Origin of the sequence: Allobosea sp. LjRoot237 (genome assembly GCF_964253285.1) — a bacterium.
GTDB lineage: Bacteria > Pseudomonadota > Alphaproteobacteria > Rhizobiales > Beijerinckiaceae > Allobosea.
Genome location: NZ_CAXUQP020000003.1, coordinates 94,790 through 108,745, shown reverse-complemented (window position 1 = coordinate 108,745; position 13,956 = coordinate 94,790). Strand labels below are relative to the sequence as shown.

12 protein-coding genes are annotated in these 13,956 nt (G+C 66.3%); 8 read left to right on the top strand and 4 right to left on the bottom strand.

The window, feature by feature from the left end; genetic code table 11:
* Positions 1-9: 9 nt before the first annotated feature.
* From serA to ACSQ24_RS29190, 4 genes are all read left to right on the top strand, one after another.
* Complete coding sequence (serA, locus tag ACSQ24_RS29205) at positions 10-1,266, top strand: phosphoglycerate dehydrogenase (RefSeq protein ID WP_436098296.1); 1,257 nt, start codon at positions 10-12, stop codon at positions 1,264-1,266.
* Between the two features lie 437 nt (positions 1,267-1,703).
* Entirely contained in the window at positions 1,704-2,336 is a 633-nt protein-coding gene (locus ACSQ24_RS29200) for a glutathione S-transferase family protein (RefSeq protein WP_436098295.1), read from the top strand.
* A 28-nt stretch (positions 2,337-2,364) separates the two neighbouring features.
* Positions 2,365-3,288: a DMT family transporter gene (locus ACSQ24_RS29195; protein ID WP_436098294.1), complete on the top strand. Its 924-nt coding sequence runs from the start codon at positions 2,365-2,367 to the stop codon at positions 3,286-3,288.
* A 224-nt stretch (positions 3,289-3,512) separates the two neighbouring features.
* Positions 3,513-3,830, top strand: a complete 318-nt coding sequence (locus ACSQ24_RS29190; protein WP_436098293.1) for a DMT family transporter — start codon at positions 3,513-3,515, stop codon at positions 3,828-3,830.
* Between the two features lie 4 nt (positions 3,831-3,834).
* On the opposite strand, the gene ACSQ24_RS29185 is transcribed toward ACSQ24_RS29190, so the two are convergent.
* Positions 3,835-4,737, bottom strand: a complete 903-nt coding sequence (locus ACSQ24_RS29185; RefSeq protein WP_436098292.1) for a LysR family transcriptional regulator — start codon at positions 4,735-4,737, stop codon at positions 3,835-3,837.
* A 25-nt stretch (positions 4,738-4,762) separates the two neighbouring features.
* A complete protein-coding gene (locus tag ACSQ24_RS29180; RefSeq protein WP_436098291.1) occupies positions 4,763-5,734 on the bottom strand; it encodes a KpsF/GutQ family sugar-phosphate isomerase in 972 nt (323 codons plus the stop codon).
* 148 nt (positions 5,735-5,882) lie between these two features.
* Here ACSQ24_RS29180 and ACSQ24_RS29175 point away from each other — a divergent pair, with 148 nt between their 5' ends.
* Positions 5,883-7,445, top strand: a complete 1,563-nt coding sequence (locus tag ACSQ24_RS29175) for an outer membrane beta-barrel protein (protein ID WP_436098290.1) — start codon at positions 5,883-5,885, stop codon at positions 7,443-7,445.
* A 166-nt stretch (positions 7,446-7,611) separates the two neighbouring features.
* Here the strand turns inward: ACSQ24_RS29175 and ACSQ24_RS29170 are convergent, their stop codons facing one another.
* Positions 7,612-8,490, bottom strand: coding sequence for a UTP--glucose-1-phosphate uridylyltransferase (locus tag ACSQ24_RS29170; protein ID WP_436098289.1), 879 nt, complete (start codon positions 8,488-8,490; stop codon positions 7,612-7,614).
* A 323-nt stretch (positions 8,491-8,813) separates the two neighbouring features.
* Here ACSQ24_RS29170 and galE point away from each other — a divergent pair, with 323 nt between their 5' ends.
* The 3 genes from galE (at position 8,814) to ACSQ24_RS29155 (ending at position 12,449) form a co-directional block, all read left to right on the top strand.
* Entirely contained in the window at positions 8,814-9,803 is a 990-nt protein-coding gene (gene galE, locus ACSQ24_RS29165) for a UDP-glucose 4-epimerase GalE (protein ID WP_436098288.1), read from the top strand.
* A 100-nt stretch (positions 9,804-9,903) separates the two neighbouring features.
* Positions 9,904-11,139, top strand: a complete 1,236-nt coding sequence (locus ACSQ24_RS29160; RefSeq protein WP_436098287.1) for a lytic murein transglycosylase — start codon at positions 9,904-9,906, stop codon at positions 11,137-11,139.
* Positions 11,140-11,207: 68 nt separating this feature from the next.
* On the top strand, positions 11,208-12,449 hold the full coding sequence (locus ACSQ24_RS29155) for an SGNH/GDSL hydrolase family protein (protein ID WP_436098286.1): 1,242 nt from the start codon (positions 11,208-11,210) through the stop codon (positions 12,447-12,449).
* A gap of 340 nt (positions 12,450-12,789) precedes the next feature.
* On the opposite strand, the gene ACSQ24_RS29150 is transcribed toward ACSQ24_RS29155, so the two are convergent.
* Complete coding sequence (locus tag ACSQ24_RS29150; RefSeq protein WP_436098285.1) at positions 12,790-13,944, bottom strand: winged helix-turn-helix domain-containing protein; 1,155 nt, start codon at positions 13,942-13,944, stop codon at positions 12,790-12,792.
* Positions 13,945-13,956 lie beyond the last annotated feature (12 nt).

The following is a 13,956-nucleotide window of genomic DNA, read 5'->3' as shown; positions in this document are numbered from 1 at the left end:
GAGCGCGCCATGAACCTCCCCACCGACCGGCTTTCCTTCCCGAAGGACCGCCTCCGCGTCCTCCTGCTCGAAGGCATCAACGATTCCGCCGTCGCTGCCTTGCAGCAGGCCGGCTACACCAATCTCACGCGCCTGCCGAAGGCGCTCGACGAGGCCCAGCTCGTCGAGGCGATCGAGAAGACGCATATCCTCGGCATCCGCTCGCGCACCCAGCTGACCGAGCCGGTGTTCGCCGCCGCAAAACGCCTATTCGCCGTCGGCTGCTTCTCGGTCGGCACCAACCAGGTCGATCTCGATGCGGCGCGCCTGCGCGGCGTCCCGGTCTTCAACGCGCCCTTCTCCAACACCCGCAGCGTCGCCGAGTTGACCATCGGCGAGATCGTGATGCTGCTGCGCCGGATCACCGACCGCTCGGTCTCGGCCCATGTCGGCGGCTGGGACAAATCGGCCAACGGCTCCTTCGAGGTCCGCGGCAAGGTCCTCGGCATCGTCGGCTACGGCAATATCGGCAGCCAGCTCTCGAACATCGCCGAGGCGATGGGCATGCGCGTGATCTATTACGATCACACCGATCGCCTGCGCCACGGCAACACCGAGCCGGTCGAGAGCCTGAACGCCCTGCTCGCGAACAGCGACGTGGTTTCGCTGCACGTGCCGGAGACGCCTGCCACATACAACATGATCGGCAGGGCCGAGATCGCCGCCATGCGCAAGGGCGCCTATCTCATCAACAACTCGCGCGGCACGGTCGTCGATCTCGACGCCCTCGCCGAAGCGCTGAAGAGTGGGCACCTCGCCGGCGCCGCGGTCGACGTCTTCCCCAAAGAGCCGGCCTCGAATGTCGAGCGCTTCGTCTCGCCGCTGCAGGGGCTGCCCAACGTCATCCTGACCCCGCATATCGGCGGCTCGACGGAAGAAGCGCAGGAGCGCATCGGCGCCGAGGTGGCGCGCAAGCTGGTCGACTATTCCGATGTCGGCTCGACCGTCGGCGCGGTCAATTTCCCGCAGGTCCAGCTGCCGGCGCGCCCGGCCGGCACCCGCTTTATCCAGGTCCAGCGCAACGCGCCCGGCATGCTGCGCCGCCTCAACGACGTCTTCGCCAGTCGCAACATCAACATCGCCGCCCAGAACTTCCAGACCGACGGCGAGATCGGCTATGTCGTGATGGAGGCCGATCCGGTCGGCGAGGCCGCGCGCGAGATCATCGAGGAGATTCGCGCCCTCGACGGCACGGTCCGCGCCCGCCTGCTCTACGAACGCGGCTGAGTCTGCCCCGCATCGCGCGCGGTTTCCAGCACGTCATGCCCGAAGCGAGGCTGACTGCCTGGTTCGATGGAAAGGCGCGGGGAACCCTCTCCTGTAAGGAGAGGGCAGGGTGAGGTGTAGGCCCCGTGACCAGTTCCGCGAGCACTTGCCGCGTGGTCGTGTTCAAGCCAACGTTTCTTCTCCCGAACACCTCACCCCTACCCCTCTCCTTACAGGAGAGGGGTTCCCGCGCTTGTCTGATCAGTCCGCGCTTCCAAAATGCTTCGGGTGAGTTGAGCTTTTTGGCGCAAGGCTATTCAACCCAACGGGCGCGACCTGCGGCGAGTGTCCTCGCCTCATAGGCTGTGTATTTTCGCATTTTTCTGACGCCACATTGCACATCGCGACGCGTCAGTGCACAAGCTATCTCGTCGGCATCCGCACTTCGGAGCACGCCGATGACCCCGATCGACCTCTACACCTACCAGACCCCGAACGGCCACAAGGCCTCGATCATGCTCGAGGAGACTGGGCTGCCCTATGTCGTCACCATCGTCGATATCGAGGTGGGCGACCAGCATCGGCCAAGCTTCCTGGCGCTCAACCCGAACAACAAGATTCCGGTGATCGTCGACCACGAGCATGATCGGACGGTCTTCGAATCCGGCGCGATCCTGTTCTATCTCGCGCAGCGCTCGGGCGTGCTGCAGCCGAGCGGCCCGCAGGCCTTCGGCAAGACGCTGCAATGGAGCTTCTTCCAGGCCGCCCATGTCGGACCGATGATCGGCCAGCTCTGGCATTTCAAGGTCTTCGCCAAGGAGGCGCTGCCCTACGCGATCGAGCGCTATGAGCGCGAGACCGCCCGCATCCTGCGCGTCCTCGACGGCGAGCTGGCGCTGCGCCCCTATCTGGTCGAGGCCAGCTACGGCATCGCCGACATCATGGTCTGGCCCTGGATCAACGCCTTGCCCAAGCTCGGCCTGAGTCTCGCAGACACACCTCACCTGCAGCGCTGGCACGAGACGATCGCAGCTCGCCCCGCCGTGCAGCGCGGCCTCGCCGTGCCGGCAATCGAACACGCCGACGCCTGACCGCGCCTGCCCGACAGGATTTCTCGTCATGGATACCCTCTTCATCCCCCTCTCCCTAGCCGCCGGCGGCCTGCTGGCGGTCCAGGCCGGCGCCAATGCGCAATTGTCGAAGGCGACCGGGAGCCCCTTCGCCGCCACGACGATCCAGGTCGTCCTTGCCGCCATCCTGCTGCTGATCGTCGCGATCGCGACCGGCACGGCCGCCGCTTTCGGCGGGCTCCCCGCGGTGCCCTGGTGGCACGCGATCGGCGGCGTCGCGACGGCGCTCTATGTCGCCTCGACGATTCTGGTCTTCCCGCGGCTCGGCGCGGTCGTCGCGGTCGGGCTGTTCATCGCCGGCCAGATGCTGGCCTCGCTCGGGCTCGACAGCTTCGGCGTGCTCGGCGTTCCCCAGCAGGCGCCCAGGCCCGCGACCCTGCTTGGCACGGCCGCTGTGCTTGTCGGCGTGATCGCGATCGTCCTCGGCCAGAAGGGCGCGACCAGGGAGCTCTCCGGCGCCAAGCTCGGCTGGATGCTGCTCGCCCTCGTCGCCGGTGCGGTGCTGCCCGTCCAGGGCGCGATCAACGGCCTGCTGCGGCACGATCTCGGCGCGCCCTTCGTCGTCGGCACGATCAGCTTCGTGGTCGCGACCCTCTCGATGATCGCGGTCCTGCTGGTGACGCTGCTGCTGATGGATGGCGCCAGGCCGCAGCTTGGTGGCCTCAAGGCGATGCCCTGGTGGGGTTGGATCGGCGCGATCTGCGGCGCGACCTATGTCACCACGGTGTTCACCGCGATCCCCGCCATCGGCACCGCCACGACCGTCGGCCTGACCGTCGCCGGCCAGCAGATCGTCTCGCTCTTCGTCGATCGCCATGGCTGGTTCCGCCTGCCCCAGCGCGAGATCTCGGCCCTGCGCTTTGCCGGCGTCGCGGTCCTCTTGATCGGCGTCGCCGCGATCAAGCTCTTCTGAATCTCAGCGAGAACCCCTCCCCCTTGTGGGGAGGGGCAGGGGTGGGGGTCGCAAAGCCGGAGCGATCGGTTGAATCAGATGGCGCGGCCGCTGCTGCCGCCCTTCATCTTCTTCCAGCGATCACCAAGCGGCACCACCCCCATCCCCAACCCTTCCCCACAAGGGGGAAGGGAGGAGCTCGGGCGATCAGCCTGGCTCAGCTTCATTCTTCAAGGGGATTCCCTATGTCCTGGCTACTTCTCACCGGAGCCGGATTGCTCGAAATCGTCTGGGCGATCGCGCTGAAACAGGCCGGCGGCTTCACGCGGCTGTGGCCGAGCGTGATCGGCATCGTCTCGGCGGTCGTCAGCTTCGTCATGCTGTCGCTGGCGCTGAAGCAATTGCCGGTTGGTACCGCCTATGCGGTCTGGGTCGGCATCGGGGCGCTCGGCGTCGCCATGGTCGGCATCCTCGCTCTCGGCGAGAGTGCCTCACCCATCCGCCTTGGCCTGCTCGCGCTCATCCTGATCGGCGTGATCGGCCTCAAGCTGGTCGAGACCTGAGGCTTCAAGCGGAGGCTGCGCCTTCGCCCTCTAGCAAGGCGCGCCGCCGCCTGAAAGCGGCATAGACGAAATCGGTGAAGGCGCGGACCCGCGCGGCGGCACGCAGATCCTCATGGGTCAGAATCCACAGCCCCGTCTCCATCTCCGGGATCGGCCGGCGCACGCAGGTGAGGGCCGGCACGCTGTCGCCGAGATAGCAGGGTAGAGCCACCAGGCCGAGGCCGGCCACCGCCGTCTGCTGCATCGCCAGCAGCGAATCGGCCCGCAATACGATCTCGCTCTTCGGCAGCTTCGCCTGCATCCAGCGCGCCACCGAGGTTCCAGCGAGCGTATCGTCCGGCCCGATCCAGCGGTGCTCGGCGAGGTCGGCCTGATCGTGCTGTGCCAGATAGATAGGTGCGGCATAGATCGCGAAGGCGATCTTGCCGACCCGGCGGCCGACCAGCGTCACCGGCGGATTGTCGGCGGTGCGCAAGGCGACGTCGGCATCGCGCTTGGTCAGGTTGAACATCAGATTGGAGACGGCGACCTCGAGGGCGATCCCGGGATGGGCCTCGCTGAACTCGGCGAGGATCTCCGGCAGGACCGAGCCCATCAGCGTGTCCGTGGCGGTGACCCGCAGCGTTCCGGAGAGGCGAAGGTCCTGGCCGGCGATCCTGCGTTCGAGCTCGGTGACGGTACCGGAGATGCTGCGGGCCGCGGCGACGAGTTCCTCGCCACCGGCCGTCAGCACGTAGCCGGTGGGCAGGCGCTCGAATAGGCGCAGGCCCAGCTGCTGCTCGAAGGCGGCGATGCGCCGCAGCACCGTCGAATGATTGACGCGCAATGCGCGCGCCGCACCGGCGAACGAGCCAGCCTCGGCGACGGCGAGGACATAGCGCAGATCATCCCATTCGAGCGCGGCCATGAGCCTCCTCGCAAGGTGCTACGAGCTAGGCGACGCCCAGCGCCAGGAGGTCGTGGACATGGACGAGGCCGACCGGCTTGTCGCCAGCGTCGGCGACGATCAGCGCGGTGACGCGCAGGCGGTTGACCATCTCCAGCGCCTCGGCGGTGAGCGCATCCGGCGCGATCCGGCGCGGATTCCTGGTCATCACGTCGCGCGCCACCCGTCCGCCCCAGCCGGCGCCGAGCTTGCGGCGCAGGTCGCCATCCGTGACGACGCCGGCGAGCTTGCCCTCGACATCGATCACGACGGCGCAACCGAAGCCCTTGGCCGTGATCATCGCGACGACATCGGCCATCGCCGCCATCTCGCCGACAACCGGCAGGCCCTCGCCGGAATGCATGATGGTCGCGACGGTCTTGAGCTGCGCGCCGAGCTTGCCGCCGGGGTGGTAGACGTAGAAATCCTGGCGCGAGAAGCCGCGCGCCTCGAGCAGCGCAACCGCGAGCGCATCACCCAGCGCCATCTGCATCGTCGTCGAGGTCGTCGGCGCGAGCCCATTCGGGCAAGCTTCCTGCGCCTTCGGCAGGACGAGCGCGATATCGGCCTCGCGCCCGAGCGCGCTGTCGCGGTTAGCGGTGATCGCGATCAGCCCGACGCGGAAGCGGCGGGTATAGCCGACGATCGCCGAAAGCTCGGCCGCTTCGCCCGACCAGGACAGGGCGACGACGACATCCTCGGGCTGGACCATGCCGAGATCGCCATGGCTGGCCTCGGCCGGATGGACGAAATACGACGGCGTACCGGTCGATGCCAATGTCGCCACGATCTTCCTGGCGACATGGCCGGATTTGCCCATGCCGGTGACGATGACCCGGCCCGAGGCGGCGCGGATCATTTCGACGGCGGCGGTGAAGGGTTCGGCGAGTCCGTTGCCGATCGCTTCGTGCAGAGCGTCGAGCCCGGCCCGTTCGGTGGCGATGGTACGGAGCGCCGAGGCGCTGATGGTCGCGGTCATGGCCGCGCCTCTAGCATGCCGGGAGGCCGGCTGGCCACCGCTGCGCCGGCGTTGACGCAGCATTAACCCTCTTCGTTCTAACTCCATTAACCATGCGCGCCCTTCCGGCGCGCGAGAGCCTTTGCCTCGCCGGAGCGTCGTCGCGCCAGTGTTCCGTTTCGCCCAGATCTGCTGGCTCGCCGGCGTCGCAGGCTGCTGCGGCGTCGCCGGGCTGACCTGGCCGGAGCAAGTGCGCGCCCAGACCTCCGACCGGCAGGCGACATCGTCAAACCGGCCCGGCGCGCCGGCCTTGCGCACCGGCACTCCCAGCTATGTCGCGCAGGCGGCTCAGACTTCGGCCAGTCGTAATCAGGTTGCCTCTCCGGATGCGGTCGACGAGCCTGCCGCCGCGACCCGCCGCCGCTCTGGCGCGATCTCCACCGGCCAGCCGCCGCGCGCCAGCCAGCCGGTACGGTCCTCGCGCCTGCGCGGCATCACGCAGCGCGATGTCCGCGCGCCGCAGCCGACGATAACCGCCCTGCCGCCGCCGCTTCCGCCGGCGCCCGAGCCGCGCAAGCGCAAGCGGCCGGAGGAAGACCCTTACGCACCGCTCGGCCTGCGCCTCGGCAACGTCATCCTGCGCCCGGCGATCACCGGCTCCGGCGGCTATGACACCAATCCCTCGCGCGTGTCCGGGGCGAGCAAGGGCTCGCTGTTCAGCCGCACCGAGGGTGAGCTCGGCATCCAGTCCGACTGGAACGTGCACGAGCTCACCGGCATGCTGCGCGGCGGCTACAGCCGCTATTATCGCGACGACACCGCCTCGCGCCCGGATGCGGAAGGCAACATGTCGCTGCGCCTCGATGCGACCCGCGACACCCGCATCCTGCTCGAATCGCGCCTGCGGCTCGACACGCAGCGCCCGGGCTCGCCCGATCTGTCCGCCGCCGTGCAGGGCCGGCCGATCACCTGGAACTATGGCGCCGCGGCCGGCATCACCCATGACGTCAACCGCCTGCAGTTCACCCTGCGCGGCGCGGTCGATCGGCAGGATTACGAGGACGCCGATCTCAGCAACGGACAAAAGCTGAGCCAGGCCGACCGCAACCAGACCCAGTATGGCCTGCGCCTGCGCGCCGCCTATGAGGTGACGCCCGGCTTCAAGCCCTTCGTCCAGGCAGAGGTCGACACCCGCCAATTCGACGAGAAGGTCGATTCCAGCGGCTATATGCGCTCCTCGGACGGCTACACCGCCCGCCTCGGCTCGACCTTCGAGATCAGCCGCATGCTCACCGGCGAGGTCTCGGTTGGCTATCAGGACCGCAAATATGAGGATGGTCGGCTGAAGAACCTGCGCGGTATCGTCGGCGACGCCGCGATCCTGTGGACACCGACACCATTGACCACGGTGACGCTGCGCGGCACCTCCGAGCTCGGCGACACCACCATTCCCGGCTCGAGCGGCACCACAGCACGGCGCGTCAATCTCGAGGTGGCACATGCGCTACGGCGCAACATCACCGTCACCGGCTTCGCCGGCTATGGCCGCACCGAATATGACGGCCAGGATCTGCGCGAGGGCCTGTCGACCATCGGCGCCAGGCTCGAATACAAGCTGACCCGGACCTTCTCGGTCCGCGCCAGCTTCACCCATGAGCGCCTGAACTCGACCAACCAGGGCTCGGACTACACCGCGAACATCGCGCAGGTCGGGTTGCGGGTGCAGTTCTGAGGGCCGAAGCCGTCATGCTCGGGCTTGACCCGAGCATCTCGTGCAGAACGAGCTCTCCTCGAAGAATGCCTCTTCCGGCCTGAGATCCCCGGGTCTGCGCGGAGTTAATCCTTGGGCCGGCCAAAGGCCGGACCCGAGGGCTTCGCCCGGGAATGACGCGTTCGGTCTACCGTCCCAGCAAACGCTCGATCTCAGCCCGCAATTGCGGACCGAGATCGCCGCGCTCCAGCGCATAGGCGACATTGGCGGAGAGGAAGCCGATCTTCGAGCCGGTATCGTAGATGTCGCCGTCGAAGCGCACCGCGAAGAACTTCTCGAGCTTTGCCAGCGCGATCATCGAGTCAGTCAGCTGGATCTCGCCGCCGGCGCCCTTCTCCTGCTTGGCGAGCAGGTCGAAAATCGTCGGCTGCAGGATGTAGCGGCCGGTGATGTGCAGGTTCGACGGCGCCGTGCCTTTCGGCGGCTTCTCGATCATCCCGGTCACCTGCGAGACCTTGGCCTTGGCGTCATGCACGCCGACGATGCCGTATTGATGGGTCTGGTCGTCAGGCACCGGCGCGACGGCGATGTGGTTGCCGCCATGCTCCGCATGCGCCTCGATCATCTCGGCGAGGCAGCCCTTGCCGCTGGTGTGGTGCAGCATGTCGGGCAGCAGCAGCGCGAAAGACTCGTCGCCAATGATGTCGCGGGCGCACCAGACGGCATGACCGAGGCCGAGCGGCGCCTGCTGGCGGGTGAAGCTCGTGGCGCCGGCGGCCGGCAGATCGTGCTTGAGCGCCTCCAGTTCCTTGGTCTTGCCGCGCTTGGCCAGTGTGTCGTCGAGCTCGTAGGCCATGTCGAAATGGTCCTCGATCACGCCCTTGTTGCGGCCGGTGACGAAGACGAAATGCTCGATCCCGGCGGCGCGCGCCTCGTCGACCACATGCTGGACCACCGGCCGGTCGACGATGGTCAGCATCTCCTTCGGGATCGCCTTGGTGGCGGGCAGGAAACGGGTGCCGAGACCAGCGACGGGGAAGACCGCCTTGCGGATTTTTTTGATCATGCGCGTCCATCTCGCGCGCTTGCCGCGCGCGCCTGCTGAAGATCGGAGGGCTTCGGGAGGAGCCGGCTTCGCCCATTCATGCCGGCCTTGTTTAGGCTGACCCGTGATTCTGGCGAAAGCCGGGCCGGCCCCATTCTCGAATACCAGTCTCGCCTTGCCGATACGTCAATACTCTTGCTGTAGATTGCTGGATTTGCCGCCCTGGTCCCCATTCTTGCATGGCTTCACTGAAGCGGCGCCTGAGAATAGCCATGTCGCGCCGACAGGCTGGTTCGAACTGTCGTGATTCCGGTTTATGCGGGTCACGTGACGAGGAGACGAAGATGGCGATTCTGGTTTCGGGCGGTGCCGGCTATATCGGCAGCCATATGGTCCTTGAGCTCCTGGACCGTGGCGAGAAGGTCGTTGTGCTCGACGATCTCTCCACCGGCTTCTGGTGGGCGGTGCCGCAGGAGGCGACCCTCGTGCGCGGCGACATGGGCGACCAGGCTCTGGTCGAGCGCACCATCGCTGAGCACGGCATCACCGAGATTGCGCATTTCGCCGCCAGGATCGTCGTGCCGGATTCGGTGTCCGACCCGCTCGGCTATTACCTCAACAACACCGTCAAGACGCGTGCACTGCTGGAAAGCGCCGTGCGCGGCGGCGTCAAGCACGTGATCTTCTCCTCGACGGCCGCCGTCTATGGCGAGCCGCCGGTCTCGCCGGTGCCGGAGGAGATCGCGCTCAATCCGATCAATCCCTATGGCCGTTCCAAGCTGATGAGCGAATGGATGCTCGGCGACGTCGCCCGCGCCCATGGCCTAACCTATGTCGCCCTGCGCTATTTCAACGTCGCCGGCGCCGATCCGAGAGGTCGCTCCGGCCAGTCCAGCGCCAACGCCACGCATCTGATCAAGGTCGCGAGCCAGGCCGCGCTCGGCCAGCGCGCCGGGCTCGATATCTTCGGTACCGATTATGCGACGCCGGACGGCACCTGCGTGCGCGACTACATCCATGTCACCGACCTTGCCCGCGCCCATCTGGCGGCGCTCGACCACCTGCGCGCCGGCGGCGACAATCTGACGCTGAATTGCGGCTATGGCCGCGGCTACTCGGTCAAGGAAGTGGTCAAGGTGGTGAAACAGGTCTCGGGTGTCGATTTCCCGGTCCGGCTTTCGCCGCGCCGCGACGGCGACCCCGCTGCGCTCGTCGCCAAGGCCGACCGCATCCGCGCCGAGCTCGGCTGGCAGCCGGAGCATGACGACCTCACCGAGATCGTCACCCAGGCGCTGGCCTGGGAGGAGAGCCTGCGCAAGCGCAACGCCAGCTGATCGGATCCCGATCCAGGGATTTGGCGTAGCGTTAACCCATGGTTAACCTCGATCGGGCGCTGTGGTGGAAAGAACCCGCGACCGAGCCAGAGGATCCGACATGCGCCCGCTCACCGTTCTCGCCTTCGCTGCGGCGCTCGGCCTCGGGCCGGCGCTCGCGCAGACGACGGGTTCGATCAATCCGGCACGGGCGCAGACACCGAAACCCGAGGCGCGCCCGGCCGCACCGGGCCTCGATGGCTTCCTGAAGACCCTGTGGCCGATGGCGCAGGCGCGCGGCATCTCGCGCCAGACCTTCGACCTCGCCTTCCAGGGCGTGACGCCCGATCCGTCGATCGTGGCATTGACGCACAAGCAATCGGAATTCGTCGCGCCGATCTGGAGCTATCTCAACAGTGCGGTCGGCGGCGGCCGCATCTCGCGCGGCCGCGAGATGCTGGAGGCTCATGCAAGCGTGCTGGCACAGGCTGAATCCCGCTATGGCGTGCCCAAGGAGATCATCCTCGGCATCTGGGGGATGGAGACCAATTACGGCTCGTTCAAGGGCGACAAAGACGTGATCCGCTCGCTCGCCACCCTTGCCAGCATCCGCTATCGCGGCGATTTCTTCCGCGACGAGCTGCTGACTGCGCTCGAACTGATCGAGAAGGGCCATGTCGAGCGCCGCGAACTGCGCGGTTCCTGGGCGGGCGCCATGGGCCACACCCAGTTCATGCCGTCGAGCTATCTGAAATACGCGGTCGACCAGACCGGTGACGGCCATGCCGACATCTGGACCTCGACCAGCGACGCCATTGCCTCGACCGCCAACTACCTCAAGGGCTATGGCTGGACCCCCGGCCTGCCCTGGGGCATCGAGGTCGTGGTTCCCGAGGGCTTCGACCACAACCTCTACCGCGCCAGCTTCTCGGCCTTCCGCTCTGCCGGCGTGCGCCGCACCGATGGCGGCTCGCTGCCTTCCTCAGGCGAAGCCAGGCTGTTCTACCCCGCCGGGCATACCGGGCCGGCCATGCTGCTGACTGCGAATTTCGACGTCATCAAGAAATACAACTCCTCCGACGCTTACGCGCTGGCTGTCGGCCATCTCGGCGACCGGATCGTGGGGAAGTCCGCCTTGCAAGGCGAATGGCCGGTGAAGGCGCCGCGGCTCGACAAGGCCGGCACCACCGATGTCCAGCGCCGGCTGAAAGCCCTCGGCCTCTACAATCACGACGCCGACGGGCGCATCGGCACCGGCACGCGCGAAGCGGTCAGGCAGTATCAGCTGCGCGTCGGCATGCTCGCCGACGGCTATCCGACGCCGGCGCTGCTAGCGCGGATGAAGGCACCACGCTGACGAACCGGGCGATCCGCACTATATTGCCCGGCGGCGCCTCCTTCTGACCGGCGCCGATTGAGAGCATGATGCGCCTGCGTTCGCTCTTCATGGTTCTGGCGGCGGCCCTGCTCCTGCTCGCGACGGGCGGGCCGACCTCGATCGCCCAGAACCCGATGCCACCGGGTCGGATCCCGTCGGCGCCGCCGCAAGGCCGCAGCCTGTTCAACATGTTCTGGCAGATTCCAGAGAGGCCGGCGGTCCAGCAACGGCAGCCACGCGAGCGCGTCGCGCCGGCCCAACGCCGGGCGCCGACCCGCGTCGTCGTGCGTGACGATCCGGTCATCCCGAAGGTCGACGTCAACCACCATGTGCTGGTGATCGGCGACACGCTGGCCGGGCAGATCGCCGAAGGGCTCGAGGACAGCCTCGGCGACCGTGCCGATGTCGCCGTGGTGAGCAAGGCCAAGGCCGATAGCGGGCTGGTCCGGACCGATTTCTACGACTGGCCGAAGGCGGCCGGTGAGCTGCTGGCCGCCGACGCCAAGGTGATGGTCGGCGTCGTCATCCTCGGCCCGAACGACCGCCAGGTCATCCGCGAAGGAGACGTCACGCACGAGCCTCTGAGCGAGCGCTGGCTCCAACTCTACAAAGCCAGGATCGACGCCGTCGCTGCCGCCTTCAGCGCCAGGCGCGTGCCGCTGATCTGGGTCGGCGCGCCACCGATGCAGAACGCCCGTCTATCGGCCGACCTGATCACGCTGAACGATCTCTTCCGCAAGGGCGCGGAAGCAGGCGGCGGCCAGTATGTCGACCTCTGGGCCGCTTATGTCGACGGAGAGAACCGCTATACGGCGACTGGGCCGGACGTGAACGGGCAGATCGCCAAGCTCCGGCTCGGCGACGGCGTCCATTTCACCAAGGCCGGCGCCCGCAAAGCCGCGCATTTCGTCGACGTCGTCATTCGTCGCCTGCTCGAGGGTACGCCGACGCAGAACGTCATCGCTCTGCCGACCTTACCCGAGACCCGTGCCCCGCTCGCACCCGATCTGCAGCCGGGCGGCGTCGAGCGCCTGATCGACCGCATGGTCAGCGGCCTGCCCGCCGATATCCCACTCGTGCCGGTCGTCCCGCCAAGGCCACTTGCCGGGCCGATCCTGCCCTTGACCGGCGCGATTGCGGGCAGCGGCGATACGGCACTGATCACCTCGGTTCAGGAGGCACGCGGCCGCGGCGATGTCGCAGCAGGGCTCGACCGCGTCTTCGGGCAGGGTATCGCGCCCGATCCACGCCCCGGTCGCGCCGATGATTTCAGCTGGCCGAGGAACTAGCGAGAGCCTGGGCTTTTTGCTGGATGGAGATATCACTGGCTCGACTGCGAGGAATGCAGATGGACACGGTCACAGATTTTGAAAGCTTCAAGAATTTTTTTGGGAACCCAATTATTGTTACAATAAGTTTGATTGTATTCAGTGGTTTTTTTAATAAAAAGATCATATCTTGGGCAATTTTAATTATAATGTTAGTAGGTATGTTATCTTATTATAGCAGCATAAATTTGTTCGGCGCATTTGCCGTGATCACTGTATTTGTAGTTATATCTCTCCTATACGAGGCAGCTGTCTCTATATTTAAATGGATAAAGCCGGGTAGTCATCAGAGTTGAATCGCTCACCCAAGCTGAAAGCGTTCGAAGCGCTGCATCTCCTCGTCGACCTGCCGCTTCAGTTCGGACGAAGGCACAGGCTCCAACCAGGTCCATTGCTGCACCAGGAGCTTGCGCGCCGCCCGATCGGTCTTGAGGTCGGCGACGGCGACGATGCGGTCTCCCGCCAGCACCGGCAGGCCGAAATAGCCAAAGACCCGCTTCTCCTTGGGCAGATAGGCCTCGAAGACATGCTCGTAGCCGAAAAACAGCTTCAGCCGCTTGCGCTGGATGATCAGCGGATCGAATGGCGAGAGGACGTGGACGAGCCCCTCATCTGACGGCTCGGTGGGCTCCAGGACCTCCGGCCTCGCCCAATGCGGCGTCTTTTCCGCGCCCTCGATCGCGACCGGCACAAGCTCCTTGCGCCTCACCCGCCCGGCGATGAGCTCGGCGATCGCCTTCTTGCTGGGCGCTTCGAGATGGCAGATCGAATCGAGGCTGACGATGCCCTGCGCCTGCAGGCCGCGGTCGAGCTTGTAGGCGGCGATCTGTCGCTCCGAAGCCGGCGTCGGGCGCCTCTCCCAGCCGAAATGCCGATCCATGAGCTCATAGGTCTTGAGCATGCCGGAGCGAGCCGAGATGACGAGCTCGCCATCGTAGAAGGCGCGTTCGAGCAAGCCCTTGGACGGCTTCTTGCTCGCCCACAGATGCGTCTTCTCGACCAGCACGTCGGTGTCGATGTCGCGGATGGTGAGCGCGCCATCCTTGCGGATGCGGCGCAGCAGCTTGCGCGTCTCCTCGCCATTGCCGACCGCGGCCCAGCGCTTCGGCTCGGCGCGATGCGCCTTCATCGCCGGCAGAAAGTAGCGGATATCGGCTGTCGGTACATAGGACAGCGCATGCGTCCAGTACTCGAACACCGATTTGTCCAGCGACTGCGCCTGCGCGAGGTCGTCTCGGCGATAATCGGGAATCCGGCTGTACAGGATGTGGTGGTGACAGCGCTCGACCACGTTGATCGTGTCGATCTGGACATAGCCGAGATGGCTGACCGCAGTCGCCGTCGCCTCAGGTCCCAAGCCAAAAGGTTCGCGTGTGTCGAGCTTCTGGGCCTTGAGCCAGATCCGGCGCGCTTGTGCCTTGTCGAGCTTCAGGATTTTTCGCGGTCGCGTCGCCATGATTGCAAGCTA

Excerpts from the sequence above, each read along its gene's own strand:
- ACSQ24_RS29170 (WP_436098289.1), bottom strand. The coding sequence starts at position 8,490 with ATGATCAAAAAAATCCGCAAGGCGGTCTTCCCCGTCGCTGGTCTCGGC.
- ACSQ24_RS29155 (WP_436098286.1), top strand. The coding sequence starts at position 11,208 with ATGCGCCTGCGTTCGCTCTTCATGGTTCTGGCGGCGGCCCTGCTCCTG.
- ACSQ24_RS29195 (WP_436098294.1), top strand. The coding sequence starts at position 2,365 with ATGGATACCCTCTTCATCCCCCTCTCCCTAGCCGCCGGCGGCCTGCTG.
- galE (WP_436098288.1), top strand. The coding sequence starts at position 8,814 with ATGGCGATTCTGGTTTCGGGCGGTGCCGGCTATATCGGCAGCCATATG.
- ACSQ24_RS29190 (WP_436098293.1), top strand. The coding sequence starts at position 3,513 with ATGTCCTGGCTACTTCTCACCGGAGCCGGATTGCTCGAAATCGTCTGG.
- ACSQ24_RS29185 (WP_436098292.1), bottom strand. The coding sequence starts at position 4,737 with ATGGCCGCGCTCGAATGGGATGATCTGCGCTATGTCCTCGCCGTCGCC.
- ACSQ24_RS29200 (WP_436098295.1), top strand. The coding sequence starts at position 1,704 with ATGACCCCGATCGACCTCTACACCTACCAGACCCCGAACGGCCACAAG.
- ACSQ24_RS29150 (WP_436098285.1), bottom strand. The coding sequence starts at position 13,944 with ATGGCGACGCGACCGCGAAAAATCCTGAAGCTCGACAAGGCACAAGCG.
- serA (WP_436098296.1), top strand. The coding sequence starts at position 10 with ATGAACCTCCCCACCGACCGGCTTTCCTTCCCGAAGGACCGCCTCCGC.
- ACSQ24_RS29180 (WP_436098291.1), bottom strand. The coding sequence starts at position 5,734 with ATGACCGCGACCATCAGCGCCTCGGCGCTCCGTACCATCGCCACCGAA.
- ACSQ24_RS29160 (WP_436098287.1), top strand. The coding sequence starts at position 9,904 with ATGCGCCCGCTCACCGTTCTCGCCTTCGCTGCGGCGCTCGGCCTCGGG.